Raw genomic sequence first — 24643 nt, forward strand, 5'->3', positions numbered from 1 at the left:
TGCAGTAAAGACCAGTCTGAACCACAGTTGAACCGAAAAATTACCATTACAAGAACGAAGATGGAGAGACGGCAAATGAAAAAAATAACAACAGTATCTTACCTTGCTGCATGTGTAGCACTAGGCGCCGGCAGTGTACAGGCTGCTGGTTTTGATATCGGCGGCACCACGGTAAACTTTGGCGGCTATGTAAAGCTCGATGCCATGGTGACTAGTGCTGACGGCGAAATTGCAGCTGTAGGGCGTGATTTCTACGTGCCAGCATTAACACCGATTGGGGGAGAGAGCACCACACGTTTTGATATGCACGCCCGCCAATCACGCTTCTTCTTCTCAACAGCAACAGAGCTGGAAGATGGCAGCAAAATTAACGGTATGCTTGAACTGGATTTTATGACCAGTGTTAATGGCAATGATGAGCGCACTGTAAATGGCTATAGCCCGGTGTTACGGCATGCTTTTATTAAATACAAAAACTGGACAGTGGGCCAAACCTGGTCGAACTTTATGGATCTGGCGTCACTACCCGATACGTTAGACTTTGTTGGTAACCCTGATGCCGCTGTCTTTATCCGCCAGGCGCAGGTGCGTTATACCCATGGTAACTTTGCTTTTGCAGTAGAAAACCCTGAAAGTACCGTTACCCCCTTCGGTGGCGGCGCCCGTATTACCACTGATGCAAATGCTACTCCGGATTTCACTGCCAGTTATAACCTCAAAACAGACTGGGGTGTGGTAAAAGTAGCCGGTTTATTGCGCCAGATAGCCATTGATGGTACTCATAATGGTGTGCGTTACGACGACGAAGTCACTTCTTATGGCCTGTCAGTAAGTACCAAAATTGATTTAGCCAATAAAGACGATATTCGTATTACATTAAATACCGGTAAAGGCCTTGGCCGCTATGTTGGTTTAAATGCCATAAACGGTGCTGTGCTGGATGCCAACGGTAAGCTGGAAGCTATCGATGTTACAGCATTCTCAGTGGCGTACCGCCACCTGTGGAATGATCAATGGCGTTCTACCTTCCTGTATTCAACTTTGATGGCAGATAACGATACGGCTTTAACCGGCGTTGGCGCTACTAAAACCACTCAGAGTTACAGTGCTAACCTGTTGTATCAGGCGACGAAAAAGCTGATGGTTGGTATTGAGTATAAGTTTGCTAACCGTGAGTTAGAGTCAGGCGCGGATGGCGATATGAACCGTGTTCAGTTCAGCGCCAAATATGATTTTTAATCCAGCTATGATTTCTGCTTAAATTAATAGCCAATAAAAAAGCCAGACAATGTCTGGCTTTTTTCTGTCTGACACCTTGCTGTGTCAGCTGAGAGGATTACTCATCAGCTTTAGGTTTGGTCATTGGTGCAGTAACCGCCTGGCGGGCAAACGCTGAACCGGCAGGGCGCTCAGAGCTGGCTACAACAGGCCTTTCTTGTGCTGGCATCACAACCGGCGCTGCTACTTCAGCTTCGCTGCTCTGTGTGCTGGCTTCTGGCTTGGTCATGGTAGCAACTACCATCTGTGCATAGCGCCCGCCAGCTGGCTTCGCAGCTGCAGGTTTAGCCGTTTCTGCTTTTACTGCTGCAGCCTTAGGTACTGTCACTGCAGGCGCTGCTTCAGCTTTAACAACTTCAGTTTTAACAACTTCAGCTGCAACAGCTTTTGCTTTAGGGGCAACAGGCTCTGGCGTTTCAGCTTTTTCTGCTGTAACACTAACCGCTGCTTTCTCAGTAGCTGGTGCAACGTCGCTTGCGCTGGCCGTATCAGTGGCTTCTTTATCTGCTTTTTTGGCAGCAGGTTTACGGCGGCTGCGCGTTTTCGGTTTTTCTGCAGCAGGCTCTGCTTGCTCAGTGTTGTCAGCCTCAGCCTCAACCACCACCGCAGTATCTGCCTGGGCTACTTCGGGCTGCACTTGCTCAACCTGTGCTGGCACAGCTTTTGGCTCTTCGGTTACAGCAACAACATCTGCTGTTGTAACGTCAGTTTCTGCCAGCCCGGCATCGGCGTCGGTTTGTTCCTGCTCTTTTTTACGCTTTTGGCCTGCGGCCCGTAAATGACGTGGTGAACGGCGGTTACGGCTGCGTGGCTCTGCGGTTTCCTGCCCGGTCGTGTCAGCTGCAGCATCTTCAGTTGTGTCAACGGCGGCTTCTGCTACTTCAGCAGGCGCAGCGGTTGCAACGTCATCTTTTGGCTCAGCTGCCGATTGCACTACAACTGCTGCTTCCGCATGTTCAGCGTGAGTAACAGGCGCGGTGGTAGTAACGGGTTCGGCATTGACTACTTGAACCGCTGTTTCAGGCAATGCCTGAGCTGTGGTTTCGCCAGCCACTACTGCTGCTACCACTTGAGTAGTTTCTGCTGCAGGCGCTTTATCCATACGCACTGACTTGCGCGTATTATTGCGACGCTGACGGCGCTCAACTATACGCTGCGGCGCATTGTCATCTTCAGGCTCTTTATTCACCACCGGCGCTTTATCAACAGGTTTTCTGGCTTCCTGCTGTGGGCGTGGAGCGCGCGGCTCTTGTGGTGGACGTTGCTGACGCTCAGGTTTCTGAACTGCTTCATCTTTTATTTGCGGTGCTACTGCTTTATCGTCACCTTCATTACGGCGGCGCGGTTTATTACGGCGACGGTTGTTATCTCGGTTGGCATCACGGCTGTTGTCGCGATTACCATCACGGCCATTTTCACGGTTACCACTACGTTGATTGCTGCGCTCATTTGGCTTGGCTACCGGCTTCACATCGGCTTTGGTTTCTGCCGGTGCAAACAACTTACCAAACCAGCTACTGATTGCCTGAAATAGCCCTGCGCTTTGCTCTGGTGTTTTATCTACCGCGGCGGCAGTCGCAGCTGCCGGACGTGCTGCAGTGCTATCGGCAATGTTAATAGCCGAAATAGCAGGTTTTTCTTTTACTGCATCAGAAGCCGGATGAAACAAGGTTGATGTTGCCTCTGGTACTTTAACCATGTTGTAGCTGACATCATCGATTTCTTCATCAATACGAATGCGGATAACTTCATGGTTTGGTGTTTCCATATGTTCGTTAGGAATAACAAACACGCGGATACCATGACGTTTTTCGATGCGGCGTATCGCATCGCGTTTTTCATTCATCAGGTAGGTAGCAACAGATACCGGCACCTGAGCATGAATTTGGCTGGTATTGTCTTTAATTGATTCTTCTTCAATTAAACGCAGGATAGACAGGGCAGATGACTCAGTGCTGCGGATAGTGCCGCGGCCATGGCAACGAGGGCACACATGCGTAGCTGACTCACCCAGCGATGGGCGCAGACGCTGGCGCGACATTTCCAGCAAACCAAAACGTGAGATACGGCCAATTTGCACGCGGGCACGGTCGTGTTTTACCGCATCTTTTAAGCGGTTTTCTACTTCGCGCTGGTGGCGCACTGGCGTCATGTCGATAAAGTCGATTACGATCAAACCGCCCAAGTCACGTAAACGTAACTGACGGGCAATTTCATCGGCTGCTTCTAAGTTGGTGTTAAACGCCGTTTCTTCAATATCACCGCCTTTAGTGGCTTTAGAGGAGTTGATATCAATGGCGGTTAAGGCTTCAGTGCTGTCGATAACGATAGAGCCGCCAGATGGCAGACGCACTTCGCGGCGAAACGCTGATTCAATCTGGGTTTCAATCTGAAAGTGCATAAACAGTGGTACTTCGCCCTGATACAGCTTAACACGGTGGGCAAAGTCGGGCCTGAACTGCTGAATATAGACTTTGGCTTCTTCGAAAATACGCGGATTATCGATCAGGATTTCGCCAACATCGCGGCGCAGGTAGTCGCGAATGGCGCGAAATACTACGTTACTTTCCTGATGGATTAAAAATGGTGAAGGGCGCTTTTGCGCTTCTTCGGTAATAGCAGACCAGTGCTTTAACAGCGCTTTTAAATCGTAGTCCAGCTCTTCGTAGGATTTACCCACACCTGCTGTACGTACAATTAAGCCCATGCCGTCCGGCATTTCTAACTGGCCTAAAGAGTCTTTTAATTCCTGACGCTCGTCGCCTTCAATACGGCGTGAAATACCACCAGCGCGCGGGTTATTCGGCATTAATACTAAGTAAGAGCCGGCAAGGCTGATAAAGGTAGTTAACGCAGCGCCTTTTTGGCCACGTTCTTCTTTATCAATCTGGATAATAACTTCCTGGCCTTCTTTAACCACTTCTTTAATATTGGGGCGGCCATCAAAACTATAGCCAGCAGGGAAGTATTCGCGGGAGATTTCTTTCAGAGGTAAAAAGCCGTGGCGATCAGCACCGTAGTCAACAAATGCAGCTTCTAAGCTGGGTTCGACACGGGTGATTTTACCTTTGTAAATATTAGCTTTCTTTTGTTCATGGCCCGGGCTTTCAATATCCAGGTCGTACAGTTTCTGGCCATCGACCAGCGCAACGCGGATTTCTTCTTCCTGCGTCGCGTTAATTAACATTCTTTTCATCGTTAGTGACTCGCATTTTGCAGCCACAACGCAGCCCAGCGGGCACCTGCGTGTTCAGACGTTATCAAACACTAATGGGTGCAGTCTCACGACTGGAATGTCTGAAGAAACCAAATTGTCACTGCGTGGGCTTTTGTGATGGCTTCGCAGTTTATGCTGTTTTCGTTTTTGGATCTGAAACACACCGCCTTGTGGCGCTGCGTTATAGCAATATCTTTTATGCTCTGGTTGACCGGAACTCATGTTTTGCCGCTATTGATAACAGATTACGCAACATTATCTCAGGCAAATGGCGTTTGGTTTACGCCGGGGGTATAAAAAACGTTGGTTTTCACCACGATTTCGGTATGATCAGTCCCCCAAGCGCTGCCGCACAAATTCTCTTACGTCACTTTGAGCGCCCTAATTGCCAGTTTTTGGCAGAATTAGCGGGGGGATTATCCCACTAATGCGCAGCCGATAGCAACTGAAATCTAATATTAGCAGAGTATTCAAAACCCATGAGCGATGAAATCAAGTTAGCTGTGCAATTAATTGAAATAGAACCTGATTTTATTGGTCAGCGCATAGACAATTTTTTACTGGCACGGCTAAAAGGCGTACCAAAAAGTGTTATTTATCGGGTTTTGCGAAAAGGAGAGGTGCGAGTGAACAAAAAACGCATCAAACCTGAATACAAACTGCAGCAGGATGACGTGGTACGCATTCCGCCGTTAACCGTTGCCGCCGAAGGTGAGCCAGTGTCGGTAAAACTGTCGATGGTAAAAAACCTCGAACAGCATATTTTATTTGAAGATAACGACCTGATTGTACTTAATAAACCCTCCGGTATGGCGGTGCACGGTGGCAGTGGTTTGCAATTTGGTGTGATTGAAGCACTGCGGGCACTGCGGCCATTGGCGAAGCATTTAGAGCTGGTGCACCGGCTGGACCGTGATACTTCAGGTTGTTTACTGATTGCAAAAAAGCGCTCTGTGCTGACACATTTGCATGAACAGCTGCGTAATAAAACCGTAGAGAAAAAATACTGGGCACTGGTTGCCGGCGACTGGGACAACAAGGTCCGTAAAGTTACCGAGCCACTGAAAAAGAATACGCTACAGTCCGGTGAGCGGGTCGTGCGGGTAGATGAAGCCGACGGCAAACCGTCCGAAACGCGGTTTCGTATTTTGCAGCGTTATCAGCAGGGCACCTTGGTAGAAGCTTTTCCGGTAACCGGCCGCACACATCAAATTCGCGTGCACACCGCCTGTAAAGGCCACCCGATCGCCTGTGATGATAAATACGGCGACAATACCTTTACCTCACAGATGCAACAGGTTGGCTTAAACCGCTTGTTTTTACATGCTAAAACCCTGAGTTTTATCCATCCGATGACCGAGACCACCATGCGGGTAGAAGCACCGCTGGACCCCAGCCTGGAACAGGCGCTGGCAAAACTGACGAGAAAATAATTCAATGCAAAATGCTGTAACAGATAAAGCATCTCTGGTGGTGTTCGATTGGGACGGCACCGTAATGGACTCCATCGGCCGTATTGTGTCGTCTATGCAGGCCGCTGCAAGGCATTCCGATTTAGTCGTACCCAGTGACTTTGCCGTTAAACAAATTATTGGTTTAAGCCTGGACCCGGCCTTAGATGTATTATTTCCCGGCGTAACGGCTGACAAACGCCTGCAGTTATTTACGCATTACCGCGATCATTATGTGATTCACGATACCACACCAACGCCGTTGTTTGACGGTGTGGAGCAGGTGTTACAACAGTTAAAGGCACAAAATGTGCTGTTAGCCGTGGCTACCGGTAAAGCACGTAAAGGGCTGCAGCGTATGTTTGATGAAACCGGGCTGGCAAAATATTTTGATACCAGCCGCTGTGCTGATGAAGCGCAATCTAAGCCACACCCGGATATGCTGCAGCAAATTCTGCTGGAACTGGATATAAAAGCTGAGCATGCCATCATGGTAGGCGATACCAGCCATGATATGAAGATGGCTCAGGCGATAGCAATGCCGCGAATTGGTGTAACCCATGGCGTGCATGGCCGCGACGTATTAAGCCAGTTTGCACCCAAAGCTATTATCGATACTATACCGGAATTACTACATGTCTTGTAAAATCAGATAATGCTTGGTGAGTTCGGCTTGCTCTAAGGCAACCGTTGCAGGCCAGGATGGCCGAATCGAGCCCCCATGGATGGGTTCACTGCGTGTTGCTGTGGGCAAACCGAACTCACCTTTACACCGACCGTGTCAGTTAAGCAGCACATTAACGCCTTCATTTAACAGCATCTGGTTTAGCCTTATCAGCGGCAGGCCAATCAGGCTATTGGGGTCGTCACCACTGAGTTTGTTAAATAGGCTAATGCCCAGGCCTTCGCTTTTAAAGCTGCCGGCACAGTCCAGCGGCTGCTCTTTTTTGATATAAGCGATAATTTCTGCATCGGTTAAAGTGCGAAAGCTAACGTTAAACGGCTCAACAATAACCTGTATATTGCCGCTTTGGGCATTAACCAGTGCCAGCCCGGTAAGAAAAGTGACGCAGTTGCCGCTAAAACGGCGTAATTGTGTAAGTGCGTTTTCTGCGGTGTGGGGTTTGCCGATAATATCGTTATTAAAAACCGCCACCTGATCTGAGCCAATAACCAAACCTGTGCTTAAACTTGCGGCCACAGCCTGAGCCTTGGCAACGGCTAAACGACGCACCAATTGTTCTGCGCTTTCGTTTACTAATGGCGTTTCGTCAACGTCCGGTTTAGCAGTGTGAAACTGCGGCGTTAACTTTGCCAGCAACTGGCGGCGATAGGTTGAGGTAGACGCCAGATACAGCGCTGGCAAAGTGGGCTCAGTCATTGATAAATAGCCTTTTTATGCAGAATGTGCGGCACTATAATCAGAATGATAAAAATGCGCGAGAAAAACCACAAATATCTGCCAGATCCCTTTGACAGCAAAGGGGCGCTTCTATATGATGCGCGCCTTATGCAAAAAGTAAAAATACCCGTTACTATAGATCCGGTTAAAGCAGCGCAAAAGCGCTCTGATTACGAAGGCTTCGTGCCGCTAGTAAATTTAACCCGGTTAACACAAAGCTTGCTTAATCCGCAGGGCGAGGTAACGGTACGAGTTGAATGCGGTACTGACCAGCAAGGCCTGACTGTAATACAGGGTAGCGCTTCTTGCGAAGTGAGTGTAACCTGCGAACGTTGTGGTGAAGCCATGATGGTGTCGCTGGACTGCAATTTTGCATACACTCCGGTTAAGCCGGGTGATGACAGTGCTTTGGAGTTAATTCCTGAGCGTTACGACGTGATCGAGAAAGACGAACACGGCGAAATAAATTTACGACAGTTAGTGGAAGATGAGTTGATTCTGGCTCTGCCACTGTTCCCGATGCACGACGAAGCGGTTTGCGCCGTTAGTGCGGCATCGATGAGCTTTGGCGATATAGGCCCGGAACCGGAAAAACCCAATCCTTTTGCTGTACTGGCAGAATTAAAGAAAAAGTGAGTTTAGGAGAAATACCATGGCTGTTCAGCAAAACAAAAAATCACGTGCACGTCGCGATATGCGTCGCTCACACGATGCATTAACTGGCCCAACGCTGTCAGTTGATTCTACTACTGGTGAAACGCATCGTCGTCACCACATTACTGCCGATGGTTACTACAAAGGCCGTAAAGTAAAATAAGTCTGGATGCACCTGGTGCAGCCAACTAAGCTGACACTTGCATTAGACATGATGGGGGGCGATCACGGCCCCCATTCTACTATTCCTGCCGCACTGGCAGCGATTTGTGAGTTTCCAGAGCTAAACCTTATTTTATGTGGTGATGAAGCCATGCTCACTGAGCAACTAAAGTTGCACGGTGTATTTCCTCATCCTCAGCTTCATATCCGCCACAGTACTCAAATTGTTTCCATGGCTGATAAGCCTTCCGTTGCGTTGCGCTCAAAACGCGACTCGTCTATGCGGGTGGCGCTTGATTTGGTTGATAAAGGCGAGGTTCAGGCCTGTGTTAGCGCCGGTAATACCGGCGCATTAATTGCTATGGCGCATTTTGTCTTAAAGATGCTAAACGGGGTTGACCGTCCGGCACTGATCAGTGCTTTACCTGCAGTGGAAGGCAATCCGGTTTATATGCTGGATTTAGGTGCTACGGTAAACTGCGATGCCGATACCTTATTTCAGTTTGCGGTAATGGGCGCGGTGATGGCCGAGGAAGTGATTGGTATCAGTCAGCCTAAAGTTGCTTTGCTGAATATGGGTGAAGAAGAAATTAAAGGCTCAGATCAGATAAAGCGGGCATCTATGCTGCTATCTGACTGCAACGACATTAATTATATCGGCTATATCGAAGGCAATGATATTTTTACCGGCAAAGCGGATGTTATCGTTTGCGATGGTTTTGTTGGTAATGTCGCGCTTAAAACCTGTGAAGGTGTGGCTAAACTTATTTTGCGCCGCTTCGAGTCCAGCATTAAAGACAGGGTAACTGCGCAATTATTCGGCTGGTTAATCAAACCTTTTATAAAAAACCTTTATCAGGGCGTGAACCCCGACCACTATAATGGTGCAAGTCTGATAGGATTGCGCGGAATTGTAGTGAAAAGTCATGGAAATGCGACTAAAGATGCATTTCTCAGTGCCATCCGGCAAGCGGTGCGTGAAGTTGAACGTCAGGTACCCGCAAAAATTAAAGACCGGTTGGAACACGTATTAATTGATAAAGCGTAGGTCCTCATGTATTCACGCATTATAGGTACCGGGAGTTATTTCCCGTCGCAGGTTCGTAGTAACGCTGATCTGGAGTCAATGGTAGAAACCACAGACGAATGGATTATTGAACGCACCGGGATCAGAGAGCGCCGTATTATAGGTGACAACGAAACCGTGGCAACGATGGGCGCGCAGGCGGCATTAAAAGCCATTGAAGCGGCCGACATTGATAAAAACAGCATCGATATGATTATCTGTGCTACCACCAGCGCATCACGCGCCTTACCCAGTTCAGCCTGTGAAATTCAGCGTGAGCTGGAAATCCCTGCCATTCCGGCATTTGATATTGCCGCTGCCTGTGCTGGTTTCTGTTACGGCCTGAGCGTAGCAGATCAGTATATTAAAAGCGGTATTGCCAAACGCATTCTGGTAATCGGCTCTGATTGTTTATCGCGCTTAATATCTCCGGAAGACAGAAGCATGGTGATCCTGTTTGGTGATGCCGCCGGTGCAGTGATACTGGAAGCGTCAGAGCAGCCGGGTATTTTATCTACCCACATTCATGCTGATGGCAAATATTCAGAATTGTTATATGTCGATAACCCGATTCGCGGCGACGAGCAATCTGTGCATCAGTCATGGGGAGCCATGAAAGGCAACGACGTATTTAAAGTTGCCGTGACCAAATTATCTGAAGTAGTAGAGCAAACGCTGGCAGCCAATAAGCTGGATAAATCGCAGATTGACTGGCTGGTGCCGCATCAGGCTAACCTGCGTATTATTGCTGCTGTGGCGCGTAAATTAGATATGTCGATGGACCAGGTGGTAATTAACCTTGACCGCTATGGCAACACCTCAGCTGCTACTGTGCCCACTGCACTGGATGAGGCCATTCGTGATGGTCGTATTCAGCGGGGGCAAACGCTGTTGCTGGAAGCTTTTGGCGGCGGTTTTGCCTGGGCTTCGGCGCTCGTTAAGTACTAAATCAGCGTATCGTTAATTTACTTATTCGCAGGACTAAAGATGACAACAAAACTTGCAATTGTATTTCCGGGGCAGGGCTCGCAGAGTGTTGGTATGCTGGCTGATTTACATCAGCAGTTTGATGTGGTTAAAGATACTTTTGCCGAAGCCTCAAGCTCACTGGGCTATGACTTATGGGCACTGGTGGCAAATGGCCCGGAAGCCGATTTAAATGAGACTCACCGTACCCAACCGGCCTTGTTAACTGCTTCTGTTGCAGTATGGCGTTTATGGCAGCAGCAAGGTGGTGCTCAACCTGCTTATTTTGCCGGCCACTCGCTGGGGGAATACTCGGCACTGGTCTGTGCCGGGGTATTATCGCTGGCCGATGCGGTACAACTGGTAGAAAAACGCGGTAACTATATGCAACAGGCCGTACCGGCCGGAGTAGGTGCTATGTCTGCCATTATCGGTTTGGACGATGCGGCTATTGCCACAGCGTGTGAGCAGGCGGCACAAGGTGAAGTGGTATCGCCGGTTAATTATAATTCTCCGGGCCAGGTGGTTATTGCCGGCCATAAAGCCGCAGTTGAGCGTGCTGGTGAGTTATGTAAAGCCGCCGGTGCCAAGCGTGCATTACCTCTGCCGGTCAGCGTACCGTCGCACTGCGCTCTCATGCGCCCGGCAGCGGAAAAATTAGCCATAGATTTAACGGCACTTAATTTTAACGATGCTGTCATACCGGTGGTGAATAATGTCGATGTTGCTATTGCGACCAACGCGGCCTCGGTAAAAGACGCCCTGGTACGGCAGTTACACAGCCCGGTGCGCTGGACTGAAAGCATTGAATGGCTTGCTGCGCAAGGTGTTACTGATGTGCTGGAGCTGGGGGCTGGTAAAGTATTAAGTGGCCTGATTAAACGTATTGATAAGAATTTGGTTGTAGCTTCGATTGGCGATGTTGCCTCTTTACAGGCCGCGCTGGCTGCAGAATAAGGATTGAGCATGACAAGTTTTATTTCACTGGAAGGTAAAGTAGCATTGGTTACCGGCGCCAGCCGTGGTATTGGCCGCGCTATTGCCGAACAATTAGCGGCATTGGGTGCCAAAGTTGTCGGCACAGCTACCTCTGAAAAAGGTGCGGCAGATATCAGTGGTTATTTAGGTGACAAAGGCTGCGGACTGGTGTTAAATGTGGCCGACACTGCATCAATTGAACAATGTTTAGAACAAATTAAAAACCAGTTTGGAGATATTGATATTCTGGTTAATAATGCCGGTATTACGCGCGATAACTTGTTAATGCGCATGAAAGACGAAGAGTGGTTTGACATTATACAAACCAACCTGACATCGGTGTACCGCTTAAGTAAAGCCGTTATGCGCACTATGATGAAAAAACGTTTTGGCCGTATTATCAGCATAGGGTCAGTAGTGGGCTCGATGGGTAACGCTGGCCAGACAAATTATGCTGCAGCGAAAGCCGGTGTGTTAGGTTTTACCAAATCGCTGGCACGCGAAGTAGCATCACGCGGTATTACTGTTAATGCTATTGCGCCGGGTTTTATTGATACCGATATGACCAAAGAGCTGTCGGATGAACAAAAACAAGCTATTTTTGCCCAGGTACCGGCTAATCGTTTAGGCCAGCCGGAAGAAATTGCTGCCACTGTAGCATTTTTGGCATCAAATCAGGCTGCCTACATTACCGGTGAAACAATTCACGTTAACGGCGGTATGTATATGGTGTAAGCCGGGGTTTAAAAGCAGGTTTGACCAGCGTAAAATGCTGATCGCATCACTTGCAACCCACTAAGCTTACGCATAAACTAGCGCCACACAAAATTGCACGAACTGTTGCGATTTATATGAGAAAAAGGAAGAAAAGATGAGCAACATCGAAGAACGCGTTAAGAAAATCATTATTGAACAACTGGGCGTTAAAGAAGACGAAGTGAAACACGAAGCTTCTTTTGTTGATGACCTGGGCGCTGACTCACTGGACACTGTTGAGCTGGTTATGGCGCTGGAAGAAGAGTTCGATACTGAGATTCCAGACGAAGAAGCTGAGAAAATCACGACTGTTCAGTCTGCTATTGATTACATCAAAGCACACGCTGAGTAAGTTATCAGCTTACAGAACGGGTAGCTAAGCTACCCGTTTTCGTTTTAAGATCGATGAAAATTTCCATGGCGGAGGGTTTTGTGGCAAAACGTCGTGTGGTTGTTACCGGTTTAGGCATGCTTACGCCGCTGGGTAATGATGTTGCCTCAAGCTGGCAAGGCTTACAGCAAGGTAAAAGTGGCATATCGCTGATCGAACATTTCGATACCAGCGCATACACCACTAAATTTGCTGGTTTGGTAAAGAACTTTGATGTAGAACCGTTTTTTTCAGCTAAAGAAGCAAAAAAAATGGATCTGTTTATTCAGTATGGTGTGGCTGCCGGTATTCAGGCATTTCGTGACTCAGGCATCGAAATTACTGAGCAAAACGCGCCGCGCATTGGGGCGGCAATTGGCTCAGGCATTGGTGGTTTGGGGTTAATTGAAGAAAACCACACTAAACTGATCAATAGTGGCCCGAAGCGGTTATCGCCGTTTTTTGTGCCATCTACCATTATTAATATGATTGCTGGTCAGCTATCCATTTTGCTTGGATTACAAGGGCCGAATATCAGTATAGTGACTGCCTGTACTACAGGCGTACACAACATTGGCCATGCGGCACGGATGATAGTGTACGGTGATGCTGATGTGATGATAGCCGGTGGTGCTGAAAAAGCCTCTACGCCTTTGGGCATGGGCGGTTTTGGTGCTGCACGGGCTTTATCTACCCGTAATGAAGCGCCAGAGCAAGCCAGCCGTCCGTGGGATAGAGGCCGTGATGGCTTTGTACTGGGGGATGGCGCCGGTGTTATGGTGTTGGAAGAATATGAACATGCCAAGGCGCGTGGCGCTAAAATCTATGCTGAACTGGTAGGTTTTGGTATGAGCGGTGATGCTTATCATATGACTTCACCACCAGAAAACGGTGCCGGTGCAGCCTTGGCGATGAAAAATGCGCTAAAAGATGCACAGGTAGGCTCAGAGCAGGTTGCCTACATTAATGCGCATGGTACCTCAACACCGGCCGGTGACATTGCTGAAACTATGGCAATTAAGTCGGTATTTGCCAATAATCTGGATAAGCTGATGGTTAGCTCGTCCAAGTCAATGATTGGTCATCTGTTGGGGGCTGCAGGTTCGGTTGAATCTATTATTACGGTGTTGTCGCTGCAGGATCAACTGGTAACTCCTACCATCAATCTGGATGACCCGGACGATGGTTGTGATCTGGACTATGTACCGCATGAGTCGCGCCAGGTATCAATGGAATATGCCTTGTGTAACTCGTTCGGTTTTGGCGGTACTAACGGTTCTATACTGTTTAAGCGTGTATAATCTGCTGTTTTAACAAGTATAACTTGTTGTTTAACCAAACAAGGCTGCCATAGTGCAGCCTTTGTTTTATCTGCATTTTAAGGCATACTGCCGCTAGTTTGACTTTTCCGGTAGTGGCCATGCAAACCCTTATCAGTGCCAAAGATCGCAGTTTTAATTATGGCGATGGTATTTTTACCACTATGCAGGTGCGTTGTGGCAGCATTCAGCTGTGGCCTTTGCATTTACAGCGCTTGCAGCGTTCTGCAGCACAGTTGGGGTTTGGCGCAATTGACTGGCAACGTGTGCAGCAGCAAGCGCAAGCAGCAATAACAGCACCTGAGCAGGTGATTAAATTGCTGGTGTCGCGCGGCGAGGGGGGCCGTGGCTATGCTGCAGCTGATGTCGGAACGCCGGGCATTTATATTTCGGCCAGCCCCATGCCAGATTACCGCCTTGCACAACAGCAAGGCATCAGTTTAGGTATTGCAACATTAAAGCTGGCAGTACAGCCGCTGTTGGCCGGGCTTAAGCATAATAACCGGCTGGAACAGGTGCTGCTAAAGCAAGAGCTGGCAAGCATGGATGTGGATGATTTACTGGTGCTGGATCAGCAGGGTTTTATTACTGAAGTCAGTGCAGCCAATGTGTTTTTACACCGCGATGGCTCCTGGCATACACCAGAGCTGAAGCGTGCCGGGGTGGCAGGGGTAATGCGCCAGCATATTTTACAGCAGGCAGATATTGCACGGGTTAATTGGGGTATTACTGAACTGGCGTCGGTTGACGCTATTTTTATTTGTAATGCTTTAATGGGTATAGTGCCGGTGCACAGTATAGCAGGCAGAGCCCTATCTGTTAGTACGGTACAACAGTTTTCAAAGCAGGTACTATGTTAAAAACACTAAAAATTATTCTGTTGCTGGGGGTAGTACTCGGCCTGAGTTATTACTTTGGTGTACGTTATGTACAGCAAATTCCGCTTAATTTACCTGCCGGTATTCACACTGTGGCCCCCGGTAGCTCAGCCGCCAGACTATGCCGGCAATGGCAGCAACAGGCGCTGCTAAGTGATACCCAATGCCTGATGCTGCGGCTTTATCTGAAATTACATCCTGAAGAAGCCAGCGTGCAACAAGGCGTTTATCGCCTATCTGCCGATCAGACTTTACTACTGCAAGTGCTGGCACTGTTTCGCAGTGGTAAAGAGGCACAGTTCGCTATTACGCTGATTGAAGGTGAAACTCTGCAACAAAGCCTGAATCGGATAAATAAAGCCGAGTACTTACTGCAGGATGTAACCACAGCAGAGCAGGTATTGCAGGAACTGGCATGGCCGGCAGAATGGGGCGAGCAACCGCAGAGCGCTGAAGCGTTACTGTACCCGAACACTTATTATTACACGGCAAACAGTAAGGCCAGTGCCCTGATTAAACGCTCACAGCGGGCTTTGCTGGCCGAGCTGGAGAATGCCTGGCAGCAGCGCCAGCCTGACTTACCGCTACAAACCCCATATCAGTTGCTGATCCTGGCTTCTATTATTGAGAAAGAAAGCAGCCATCCTCCGGAGAAAACGCTGGTGGCCTCGGTGTTTATTAACAGGTTACGCAAAAATATGCGCCTACAAACCGATCCTACCGTTATTTACGGGCTGGATGATTTTAATGGCAATATCACCCGGGCAGATTTAAATAATCCGCATCCGTATAATACTTACCGTCACCATGGCCTGCCACCGGGACCAATCAGTCTGGTGAGCCGGGCATCTATGCTGGCCGCAGTGCAGCCAGCTGAAACTGATTTGTATTACTTTGTCAGCAAAGGCGATGGTACACATCAGTTTTCATCAACCTTAGAGCAGCATAATGCCGCAGTTCAAAAATATATTCTGGGATCTACGCCATGACGGCAGCAGCTAAATTTATTGTGGTAGAAGGCCTGGAAGGCGCAGGCAAAAGTACCGCAATCAGCCATATTCAGCACTATTTACAGCAACGCGGCAAGGACGTGATCTGTACCCGTGAGCCCGGCGGTACGCCGCTGGCTGAAAGTTTACGCAACCTAGTAAAGCAGGTGCAAACCTCAGAAACCGTGGCACCGCAGACAGAGTTGTTGCTAATGTATGCCGCGCGGATGCAATTGGTACTTAATGTTATAAAGCCGGCTTTAGCGCAGGGTAAATGGGTATTGGCAGATCGGCATGACATGTCATCGCGCGCTTATCAGGGCGGCGGCCGCCAGTTAGACGAGGCGTTTATTAATCAGTTACGTACGGCGGTGCTGGGCGATTTACGACCTGATTTAACCTTGTATCTGGATATTGATCCGGCCATCGGGCTGGAGCGCGCCCGCCAGCGCGGCGAGCTGGATCGTATAGAGCAGGAACAATTGGCGTTTTTCCAACGTACCCGGCAGAAGTACCTGCAAATTGCTGCCAGCGAAGCGAATATTATCGTGATTGACGCCAGCCAGCCGGTAGCCAGCGTACAGCAGCAACTTACCACTGCGCTTGATAATGCTTTGGGGCAGTAAATGCAGCTGCAGCCCTGGCTTATACCTTATCAGCAACAGTTAACAACCCTATTGCAGAATAATCAGCTGGCACACGGCTTGTTAATATCAGGCCCGGCAGGTATTGGTAAAAGTGTGCTGGCAAATTGGCTGGCAGCATCATTGTTATGTACAGAGCAGTTAAAACCCTGTGGTAAGTGTAAAAGTTGCTTACTGCGCCTGGCCGGCAGCCATTCAGATCTGCTGATTATTGACAGTTCAGGCAGCAGTATTGGTGTAGACAGCGTGCGTCAGCTCAGCCAGTTTATGTATGGCCGGGCCCAGCAGCAATTAAATAAAGTTGTACTGCTGGCTGATGCTGAGAAATTAACTGAGGCTGCGGCCAATGCGCTGTTAAAAACACTGGAAGAACCGCCGCAAAACAGCTTTTTGTTATTGCAAACCCGGGCCAGTAATACCTTAGCGGCAACCTTGTTAAGCCGCTGCCAGCACTGGGCACTAGCTGCTGAATTTAGCGCGGCTACGTTGCACTGGCTTACCCAGCACAGTAACAGGGCCGTGCCGGAGTTTTTACTGACCTACTGTGCCGGTGGGCCGTTAAAAGCGCTCAGCATGCTCGAGTCTGGCGAGGCTGATCAATTACAACTGACACTGCATAACCTAAACCAGTTTCTGGCGGATAAACTGACATTACAGGACATAGTTAAACAACTTGATGGTGTCAGCGAACTGCGTCAGTTACTTGGCTGGTTTTTAACGCAGCAGTTACTCCCTGCTATGACGGGCCAAGACCCGCAACGGATCTTAGCCATTCATCAGTTGTACAGCCGCTGGTGCCGTGACGAAATGCAAATTTTAGGGCAGAATAAAGTGCTTGCGCTAAGTGCATTTCTTACTGAATTAAAACGGTTGCAAGGCTAGCTGGAGGAGATATGGAAGAGTTATCGTTAGGGTTCACCGATATTAAAGAGCTGTACCGCAGCTATATGCCATATCTGAAAAACGGCGGGCTCTTTGTGCGTACTTCCCGCCAATACAAAATGGGCCAGTCACTGGCATTAAATGTTACCTTGCCTGACGCACTGGAACCCATGGTGGTGTCTGGTAAGGTAGCCTGGATCACGCCGCCTGGTTCACAAAGCTCCAGCCCGGCAGGTATTGGTGTTGCCTTTATTGATGATAAAGCGCAACTGGGCCCCCGGATTGAAAAACTATTAGGTGGCCTGCAAAACTCTGCCGAAGCCACTTATACTATTTAACAGGTAATCAGTACTGTGTTTGTAGATTCTCATTGTCATTTAGACCGGCTCGAGCTGGAAAAACTGGGCCTTAGCTTAGAGCAGGTTATTAGTGCCGCTCAGGCTAAACAGGTGCAGCATATGTTATGCGTTTGCGTCAGTCTGGCCGAATTTGAACAGATGTCATCTCTGGTGGCTGAGTATCCAATGGTGTCAGTATCTTGTGGTGAGCACCCTTTACATCAGCACGATCAGGTTGATACAGCATTATTGTTGCAAAACTGCAGCCTGGAACACGTGGTTGCGGTAGGTGAAACCGGGCTGGATTATTTTTACTCGCCAGACTCCAAATTAAGCCAGCAAGCGGCTTTTGTCAGCCATATACAGGTGGCTAACCAGGTAAATAAACCGCTGATTATCCACACGCGCGACGCGCGCGAAGATACCTTAGCCCTAATGCGCAGCCATCAGGCAGATAACGCCGGCGGCGTGCTGCACTGCTTTACCGAGAACTGGGATATGGCCAAAGCTGCGCTGGACCTGGGGTTTTATATCTCTATTTCCGGCATTATGACTTTTCGTAATGCTGATGAACTGCGTGATGTGGTAAAAAAGTTGCCACTGGACCGGTTACTGATAGAAACCGACTCACCTTATCTGGCACCGGTGCCGTTTCGTGGCAAAACTAATCAGCCGGCTTATGTTACGGCTGTGGCAGAGGCTATTGCGCAGGTAAAGGGCGTTAGCCTGCAACATCTGGCGCAGGCCACAACAGAGAACTTTTATAATCTGTTTAAATTGGTAAAAAAAGCCGCTTAATTTCAACAGCCTGATAAAAGAAGCCCGGAACCAATCCGCATTGTTCCGGGCTTAGGGGAATGGCTCATAGGGAATGAGCCGTGCGCTATCGTTACAACTGCTAATATTCAGAAGGTAAGTTCCAGTTTAGTTAATACACAAATTTTTGCTTGTTAGTACATTTGAAACAAAGGTGCTGATAGCTATCCTTTTTTACCCTTTTATACCCAACTTATACGTAAGTTATCCCCAGTTTATGCAGTGGAGCAGGCAAGGTGACTGTGTTGCCCCTGATTTCGGTGCAATATTCGCCGCTACTATTTTTAGTACATCATTGTATTAACATTGGTTACTTTATAAGTAAAAAATCTAAAAAATCATCTTCAGCCGTACTTTCATGTTAAATGGTCCATTTTCCGCTAAGCTGTAAACTGATAAAGACAAAATTGCACAGATTGTCGACAATGTTGTGGCGCTCAGGCTTGACTTAGTCGATTAAAGCCGTTAAAACGATGGTAATTTATTTTTATGTCGACAATCAGCCTTTATGCAACATCCATCATTACGCTCTCCTATTACCGCCGCCGATCGGGTTTTGCTGGAAATTCAGCGTGCTATTGTTGAAGGCGAAATTGCCGCAGGCAGCAAAATAAGTGAGCCAGAGCTGGCGAAACGCTTTGATTTAAGCCGCGCACCGCTGCGCGAGGCATTAGCGCGGTTAGAGCGCTGCCACTTAATTGAGAGGATCCCTAACGCCGGTGCCCGGGTAGTGAAATTGTCGACACAAGGGCTGTTGTCCTTGTATCAGCTGCGCGAAACCTTGGAAGGTTTAGCCTGCCGGCTGGCTGCCGAGCATATGGCCGACAGTGAAATAGCCGAGCTGCGCGCCTTATTGGATCAGCACCTGAGTACACAAAGGGTACGCGAAGGAGAAAGCTACTATCAGGAAGCCGGCGATCTGGATTTTCATTATCGTGTCATCCTGGGCAGTAAAAATGCTTATCTGATTAACATTTTGTGCGACGAGCTGTATTACCTGGTACGGATGTACCGTGTGCAATTGGGTATGAACGGGCCGCGCGTATCACGGGCATTTGACGAACATAAAGCTATTCTTAATGCCATAGCCAACCGCGATGGTGAACTGGCCGATTTACTGATGCGCCGCCATATTGCCGCATCAAGGCGTAATATTGAAAAACAACTTGAACAAACGGGGACTTAACATGAGCACACATACTGCCGGGCAAAAATTCCGCGCCGCGATTAAGGCAAACCAACCGCTGCAAATCGTCGGTACTATTAATGCCTACACGGCGATGATGGCAGAACGCACCGGCCATCAGGCGCTGTATTTGTCGGGCGCCGGCGTGGCCAATGCCTCTTTTGGCTTGCCGGATTTGGGCATGACGTCACTAAACGATGTCTGTGAAGATATCCGCCGTATTGCCGCTGCGACCAGCTTACCGCTGTTAGTGGATGCCGACACCGGCTGGGGTGGGGCTTTTAATATTGCCCGCACGGTAAAAGAAATGACCCGCGCCGGTGCCGCCGGTTTTCATATTGAAGATCAGGTGGCGCAAAAGCGTTGTGGCCACCGGCCAAATAAAGAGATTGTTAGCTCAGATGAAATGGTCGACCGGGTAAAAGCCAGTGTGGATGCCCGTACTGATGAAAGCTTTTTTATTATGGCGCGCACCGATGCCTTAGCGCAGCAGGGGCTGGAGGCGGCGATAGAGCGCGCGCTGGCCTGCGAAGCCGCCGGGGCCGATGCCATTTTTGCTGAAGCGGTACATACGCTGGAGCAATATCAGGCCTTTACCAGCGCGCTTAAGGTACCGGTTTTGGCTAATATTACTGAATTTGGCCAGACACCGCTGTTTAATAAAGCTGAGTTGGCAGCTGTGGGGGTAGCCATGGTGCTTTATCCGCTTAGTGCGTTTCGGGCAATGAATAAAGCAGCATTAAATGTGTATCAGTCTATTTTAGCCAATGGCGATCAAAAGGCAGTGGTAGACAGCATGCAAACCCGCGCCGAGCTGTACGACTTTTTAAACTACCATAGCTTTGAGCAAAAGCTGGATCAGCTGTTTAGCAGCAAACAAAAATAAGCCGGATTAAATTCAAAGAAAACGGGGAGAAGACAAATGGCAAATGCAAAACAACTTACCGGTGCCGGCCTGCGTGGCCAGGTTGCAGGCAAAACGGCATTATCAACTGTAGGTAAAACCGGCTCAGGCTTAACCTACCGTGGTTATGATGTAAAAGATTTAGCCGCCAATTGCAGTTTTGAAGAAGTGGCGCACCTTATTTTAAAAGGCGAGTTGCCAAACAGCAGCGAGCTTAATGCCTATAAAAGCAAATTAAAAAGCCTGCGGGCACTGCCGCAGGCATTAAAAGATGTGCTGGAGCGTATTCCGGCCAGCGCCCATCCGATGGATGTGATGCGCACCGGTTGCTCTATGCTGGGTAACCTGGAAACCGAACAAAGCTTTGAGCAGCAACAGGATGCCAGTGATCGGCTGCTGGCGATTTTCCCTGGTCTGGTCAATTACTGGTATAACTACAGCCACCATGGCAAGCGCATTGAAGTGGAAACCGACGCCGATTCTGTTGCTGAGCAATTCTTGTGGACCTTACACGGCAAAAAGCCAAATGCGCTTCATGTTGAAGTGATGCAAGCCTCGCTGATTTTATACGCTGAGCATGAGTTTAATGCCTCTACCTTTACTGCCCGCGTTTGTGCTTCAACCCTTAGCGATATGCACTCTTGTGTTACCGGTGCTATAGGTTCATTGCGTGGCCCGTTGCACGGCGGTGCAAATGAGGCAGCAATGGAGCTGATTGAGAAAATGGCCAACCCGGATGATGCCGAACAAAAACTGCTGGGCATGCTGGAGCGCAAAGAAAAAATTATGGGCTTTGGCCATGCGGTGTATGCAGAATCAGACCCGCGTAATGCGGTTATTAAAGCCTGGTCAGAAAAGCTGGCAAAGGCTAACGGCGATAGCCGCTTGTACGACGTGTCTGTGCGCTGTGAAGCGGTGATGTGGCGCGAGAAGAAGCTGTTTTGTAATGCCGATTTCTTCCATGCTTCGGCCTACAACTATATGGGTATTCCGACTAAGCTGTTTACACCGATTTTTGTTTGCAGCCGTTTAACTGGCTGGGCAGCCCATGTGATGGAGCAACGCGCGGATAACCGTATTATCCGGCCAAGCGCTGATTATGTTGGCGTAGAGCCGCGTAGCGTAAAACCTCTTGCAGAGCGTGGCTGATAAAAGAACTTTGAAATTCGGTGTATTGGCACGGTTGCAACACCCATTCTGCTCGCCATAGCAACTCGCCCTAATGCCTACGGCAGGGCTCAGACACTCTATGGCTGCGCAAATGGGGTTCCAACCTACCATCGCAGCGACATAAGAACATTTTAAAGAGGGCTCAGCCCTCTTTTTGCCAGACAAGACAAGAGTAAACACTATGAACAGCCAATACCGTAAAAAACTGCCCGGCACAGCGCTGGATTACTTCGACACCCGGGCCGCTGTCGATGCTATAGAACCGGGCGCTTATGCCAAACTGCCTTATACCTCACGCGTGCATGCTGAAAACTTAGTGCGCCGCTGCGACCCGGCCATGCTTACTGATGCGTTAAAGCAGCTGATTTACCGCAAGCGTGATTTAGACTTTCCGTGGTTTCCGGCCCGGGTGGTGTGCCATGACATTTTAGGCCAAACCGCACTGGTTGATTTAGCTGGCCTGCGTGATGCGATTGCCGAACAAGGCGGCGACCCGGCCAAAGTAAACCCGGTAGTGCCTACCCAGTTAATCGTTGATCACTCCTTAGCAGTAGAACATGGCGGCTTTGAAAAAGATGCCTTTGCAAAAAACCGTGCTATTGAAGATCGGCGTAATGACGATCGTTTTCACTTTATCAACTGGACAAAAAAAGCCTTTAAGAATGTAGATGTCATACCGCCTGGCAACGGCATTATGCACCAGATTAACTTAGAGCGGATGTCACCGGTGATACACGCCATAGACGGCGTGGCATTTCCGGATACCTTAGTCGGTACAGATAGCCATACGCCGCATGTCGATGCGCTGGGCGTTATCGCCATTGGTGTGGGCGGGCTGGAAGCGGAAAGCGTGATGTTAGGCCGCGCCAGCTGGATGCGCTTGCCGGATATTATCGGCGTAGAGCTAACCGGCAAAGCCCAGCCTGGTATCATGGCCACCGACATCGTACTGGCGCTGACCGAGTTTTTACGCAAAGAAAAAGTGGTGTCGGCCTATTTAGAGTTTTATGGTGAAGGCGCCAGCAGCTTAAGCCTGGGCGATAGAGCCACTATCTCTAATATGACGCCGGAATACGGTGCCACAGCGGCAATGTTTAGCATTGACCAGCAAACGCTCGACTATTTAACCCTGACTGGCCGTGAGCCTGAGCAGGTTAAGCTGGTAGAAACCTACGCCAAAGAGGCCGGTTTATGGAGCGACAGCTTAACTACCGCTGAGTACGAGCGGGTACTGAAGTTTGATTTATCCGGCGTTGGCCGCACCATGGCCGGGCCATCAAATCCGCATGCGCGGCTTTCTACCAGTGACTTAACTGCTAAAGGCATTGCCGGTAAATATGTGTTGGAAGAGGGTAAAATGCCCGATGGCGCGGTGATTATCGCTGCTATTACCAGCTGTACCAATACCTCTAACCCGCGCAATGTTATTGCCGCTGGCTTATTAGCCCGCAACGCCAATAAACTTGGGCTTACGCGTAAGCCCTGGGTAAAAACCTCACTGGCACCCGGCTCTAAAGCGGTGCAACTGTATTTAGAAGAAGGCCATTTACTTGGCGAGCTGGAACAACTGGGCTTTGGTATCGTTGGTTTTGCCTGCACTACCTGTAACGGCATGAGCGGTGCACTGGACCCGGTGATCCAGCAGGAAGTGATAGACCGCGATTTATACGCCACGGCAGTGTTATCCGGTAACCGTAACTTTGACGGCCGTATTCATCCGTACGCCAAGCAGGCGTTTTTGGCCTCTCCTGCACTGGTAGTCGCCTACGCCATCGCCGGCACTATCCGTTTTGATATCGAAAAAGATGTGCTGGGCTATGATGCTGCAGGCAATGCTATCACCTTGAAAGATATCTGGCCAAATGACGCGGAAATTGATGCGGTAGTAGCAAAGAGCGTAAAACCGGAGCAGTTTCGTAAAGTGTACGAGCCGATGTTTGCGGTAGAAGTAGATTATGGTGACAAAGTATCGCCGCTGTACGACTGGCGGCCACAAAGCACCTATATCCGCCGCCCGCCGTACTGGCAAAAAGAGGGCGAAGGCGCCATTGCCGGCGAGCGCACGTTAACAGGTATGCGGCCACTGGCACTATTGCCGGATAATATTACTACCGACCACTTATCACCGTCGAACGCCATTATGCTGGACAGCGCCGCCGGCGAATACCTGCACAAGATGGGCCTGCCGGAGGAAGATTTTAACTCTTACGCGACCCATCGTGGTGATCACTTAACTGCGCAGCGCGCTACTTTTGCCAATCCCAAGCTGATTAATGAAATGGCTGTGGTAGATGGCAAGGTAAAACAGGGCTCGCTGGCACGGCTTGAGCCGGAAGGCAAAGTTACCCGGATGTGGGAAGCGATAGAAACCTATATGCAGCGCAAGCAGCCGTTAATTATTATCGCCGGTGCCGATTACGGCCAGGGCTCGTCACGTGACTGGGCGGCCAAAGGCGTACGGCTGGCCGGGGTGGAAGCCATAGCAGCGGAAGGCTTTGAACGCATTCACCGTACTAACCTGGTGGGTATGGGCGTATTGCCGCTGGAGTTTATGCCGGGCACTAACCGCAAAACGCTACAGCTGGATGGCACCGAAACCTACGATGTAACAGGTGAGCGTATGCCACGCAGCACGCTAACGCTGGTTATTCACCGCACTAACGGCGAAAAGCTGGAGGTACCGGTAAGATGCCGGTTGGATACGGCAGAAGAGTTGTCGATTTATGAAGCCGGCGGTGTACTGCAGCGTTTTGCGCAGGACTTTTTGCAGGGCGCGGTTTAACTGTAACGGATTGCCAGAGCCCTTTTGGGGCTTCGGTTGCAACTCCCCGAATAGCTCGCCACAGCAATTACGCTGGTCAATCCTGCCCATCGCCGGAGGCCAGCCAGAGGCTGTTCAAATTCGTTCCAGACGAATTTGTCACTTCGCTGCTGGCGCGCTCGCTCAGACACTCTGTGTCGACTTTTCGGGGATTCCAACCTGCGCTATCACTTTCAGCTGATATCGACTAAAAAAGAGCTGCAATCTCACAGGAATTTAACTCCTCATTTGATGAGGGAGAGCCGATGCCCTGTTTTGTCGCCGTAGAGTGTCTGAGTGAACGCGTAAGCGTTCAGGAGTTGCTGCGGCGAGCAAAATGGGGTTGTCGGCTCGTACTCTAAGCGATGTATATGTCGTTATGAGCAGAAAGAGATTTTCGGCTCGGACTAAACAATT

At 49.4% G+C, this 24643-nt stretch carries 23 protein-coding genes; 21 read left to right on the forward strand and 2 right to left on the reverse strand.

What is annotated here, in order from left to right:
* Positions 1 to 75 precede the first annotated feature (75 nt).
* A complete protein-coding gene (locus BLW68_RS11945) occupies positions 76 to 1239 on the forward strand; it encodes a DcaP family trimeric outer membrane transporter (RefSeq protein ID WP_092793546.1) in 1164 nt (387 codons plus the stop codon).
* 97 nt (positions 1240 to 1336) lie between these two features.
* Here BLW68_RS11945 and rne read toward each other — a convergent pair whose 3' ends face one another.
* Positions 1337 to 4474, reverse strand: a complete 3138-nt coding sequence (gene rne, locus BLW68_RS11950) for a ribonuclease E (RefSeq protein ID WP_245728328.1) — start codon at positions 4472 to 4474, stop codon at positions 1337 to 1339.
* A gap of 500 nt (positions 4475 to 4974) precedes the next feature.
* Between rne and rluC the strand changes: the two genes are divergently transcribed.
* On the forward strand, positions 4975 to 5928 hold the full coding sequence (gene rluC, locus BLW68_RS11955; RefSeq protein WP_092793550.1) for a 23S rRNA pseudouridine(955/2504/2580) synthase RluC: 954 nt from the start codon (positions 4975 to 4977) through the stop codon (positions 5926 to 5928).
* A 4-nt stretch (positions 5929 to 5932) separates the two neighbouring features.
* Positions 5933 to 6592: an HAD-IA family hydrolase gene (locus BLW68_RS11960; RefSeq protein ID WP_092793552.1), complete on the forward strand. Its 660-nt coding sequence runs from the start codon at positions 5933 to 5935 to the stop codon at positions 6590 to 6592.
* 135 nt (positions 6593 to 6727) lie between these two features.
* Here the strand turns inward: BLW68_RS11960 and BLW68_RS11965 are convergent, their stop codons facing one another.
* Positions 6728 to 7327, reverse strand: coding sequence for a Maf family protein (locus tag BLW68_RS11965; protein WP_092793554.1), 600 nt, complete (start codon positions 7325 to 7327; stop codon positions 6728 to 6730).
* A 129-nt stretch (positions 7328 to 7456) separates the two neighbouring features.
* On the opposite strand from BLW68_RS11965, the gene yceD reads away from it, so the two are divergent.
* From yceD to acnD, 18 genes are all read left to right on the forward strand, one after another.
* Complete coding sequence (gene yceD, locus BLW68_RS11970) at positions 7457 to 7984, forward strand: 23S rRNA accumulation protein YceD (protein ID WP_092793635.1); 528 nt, start codon at positions 7457 to 7459, stop codon at positions 7982 to 7984.
* Between the two features lie 16 nt (positions 7985 to 8000).
* Positions 8001 to 8165, forward strand: coding sequence for a 50S ribosomal protein L32 (gene rpmF / locus BLW68_RS11975; protein ID WP_008223049.1), 165 nt, complete (start codon positions 8001 to 8003; stop codon positions 8163 to 8165).
* Between the two features lie 6 nt (positions 8166 to 8171).
* Positions 8172 to 9212 carry a phosphate acyltransferase PlsX gene (gene plsX / locus BLW68_RS11980; RefSeq protein ID WP_177172221.1) on the forward strand — a complete coding sequence of 347 codons (1041 nt, stop codon included), beginning with the start codon at positions 8172 to 8174 and terminating at the stop codon, positions 9210 to 9212.
* A 6-nt stretch (positions 9213 to 9218) separates the two neighbouring features.
* Positions 9219 to 10178 (forward strand): beta-ketoacyl-ACP synthase III, encoded by a 960-nt coding sequence (locus BLW68_RS11985; RefSeq protein WP_092793556.1) that lies wholly within the window; start codon positions 9219 to 9221, stop codon positions 10176 to 10178.
* Between the two features lie 39 nt (positions 10179 to 10217).
* Entirely contained in the window at positions 10218 to 11153 is a 936-nt protein-coding gene (gene fabD, locus BLW68_RS11990; protein ID WP_092793560.1) for an ACP S-malonyltransferase, read from the forward strand.
* Positions 11154 to 11162: 9 nt separating this feature from the next.
* On the forward strand, positions 11163 to 11909 hold the full coding sequence (gene fabG / locus BLW68_RS11995; RefSeq protein WP_218141360.1) for a 3-oxoacyl-ACP reductase FabG: 747 nt from the start codon (positions 11163 to 11165) through the stop codon (positions 11907 to 11909).
* Positions 11910 to 12045: 136 nt separating this feature from the next.
* Entirely contained in the window at positions 12046 to 12282 is a 237-nt protein-coding gene (gene acpP / locus BLW68_RS12000; RefSeq protein ID WP_068231583.1) for an acyl carrier protein, read from the forward strand.
* A gap of 80 nt (positions 12283 to 12362) precedes the next feature.
* Complete coding sequence (gene fabF, locus BLW68_RS12005) at positions 12363 to 13601, forward strand: beta-ketoacyl-ACP synthase II (RefSeq protein ID WP_092793641.1); 1239 nt, start codon at positions 12363 to 12365, stop codon at positions 13599 to 13601.
* A gap of 119 nt (positions 13602 to 13720) precedes the next feature.
* Positions 13721 to 14479 (forward strand): aminodeoxychorismate lyase, encoded by a 759-nt coding sequence (gene pabC, locus BLW68_RS12010; protein WP_092793562.1) that lies wholly within the window; start codon positions 13721 to 13723, stop codon positions 14477 to 14479.
* Positions 14473 to 15486, forward strand: coding sequence for an endolytic transglycosylase MltG (gene mltG, locus BLW68_RS12015; RefSeq protein WP_092793565.1), 1014 nt, complete (start codon positions 14473 to 14475; stop codon positions 15484 to 15486). The genes pabC and mltG overlap by 7 nt, the downstream gene beginning before the upstream one ends.
* A complete protein-coding gene (gene tmk, locus BLW68_RS12020) occupies positions 15483 to 16112 on the forward strand; it encodes a dTMP kinase (RefSeq protein ID WP_092793568.1) in 630 nt (209 codons plus the stop codon). Before mltG ends, tmk begins: the two co-directional genes overlap by 4 nt.
* The gene (holB, locus tag BLW68_RS12025; RefSeq protein ID WP_092793571.1) at positions 16113 to 17012 is read left to right on the forward strand and encodes a DNA polymerase III subunit delta'; all 900 of its coding nucleotides are present in this window, start codon (positions 16113 to 16115) and stop codon (positions 17010 to 17012) included.
* 11 nt (positions 17013 to 17023) lie between these two features.
* On the forward strand, positions 17024 to 17350 hold the full coding sequence (locus tag BLW68_RS12030) for a PilZ domain-containing protein (protein ID WP_092793574.1): 327 nt from the start codon (positions 17024 to 17026) through the stop codon (positions 17348 to 17350).
* A gap of 15 nt (positions 17351 to 17365) precedes the next feature.
* The gene (locus BLW68_RS12035; RefSeq protein WP_092793577.1) at positions 17366 to 18148 is read left to right on the forward strand and encodes a TatD family hydrolase; all 783 of its coding nucleotides are present in this window, start codon (positions 17366 to 17368) and stop codon (positions 18146 to 18148) included.
* Positions 18149 to 18674: 526 nt separating this feature from the next.
* Positions 18675 to 19352 (forward strand): GntR family transcriptional regulator, encoded by a 678-nt coding sequence (locus BLW68_RS12040; RefSeq protein WP_092793580.1) that lies wholly within the window; start codon positions 18675 to 18677, stop codon positions 19350 to 19352.
* Between the two features lies 1 nt (position 19353).
* Positions 19354 to 20238, forward strand: a complete 885-nt coding sequence (prpB, locus tag BLW68_RS12045; RefSeq protein ID WP_092793583.1) for a methylisocitrate lyase — start codon at positions 19354 to 19356, stop codon at positions 20236 to 20238.
* Positions 20239 to 20274: 36 nt separating this feature from the next.
* Positions 20275 to 21405, forward strand: a complete 1131-nt coding sequence (prpC, locus tag BLW68_RS12050) for a bifunctional 2-methylcitrate synthase/citrate synthase (RefSeq protein WP_092793585.1) — start codon at positions 20275 to 20277, stop codon at positions 21403 to 21405.
* 202 nt (positions 21406 to 21607) lie between these two features.
* Positions 21608 to 24208, forward strand: coding sequence for a Fe/S-dependent 2-methylisocitrate dehydratase AcnD (gene acnD, locus BLW68_RS12055; protein ID WP_092793587.1), 2601 nt, complete (start codon positions 21608 to 21610; stop codon positions 24206 to 24208).
* Positions 24209 to 24643: the final 435 nt, after the last annotated feature.

The organism is Rheinheimera pacifica (assembly GCF_900108485.1).
Lineage (GTDB): Bacteria > Pseudomonadota > Gammaproteobacteria > Enterobacterales > Alteromonadaceae > Alishewanella > Alishewanella pacifica.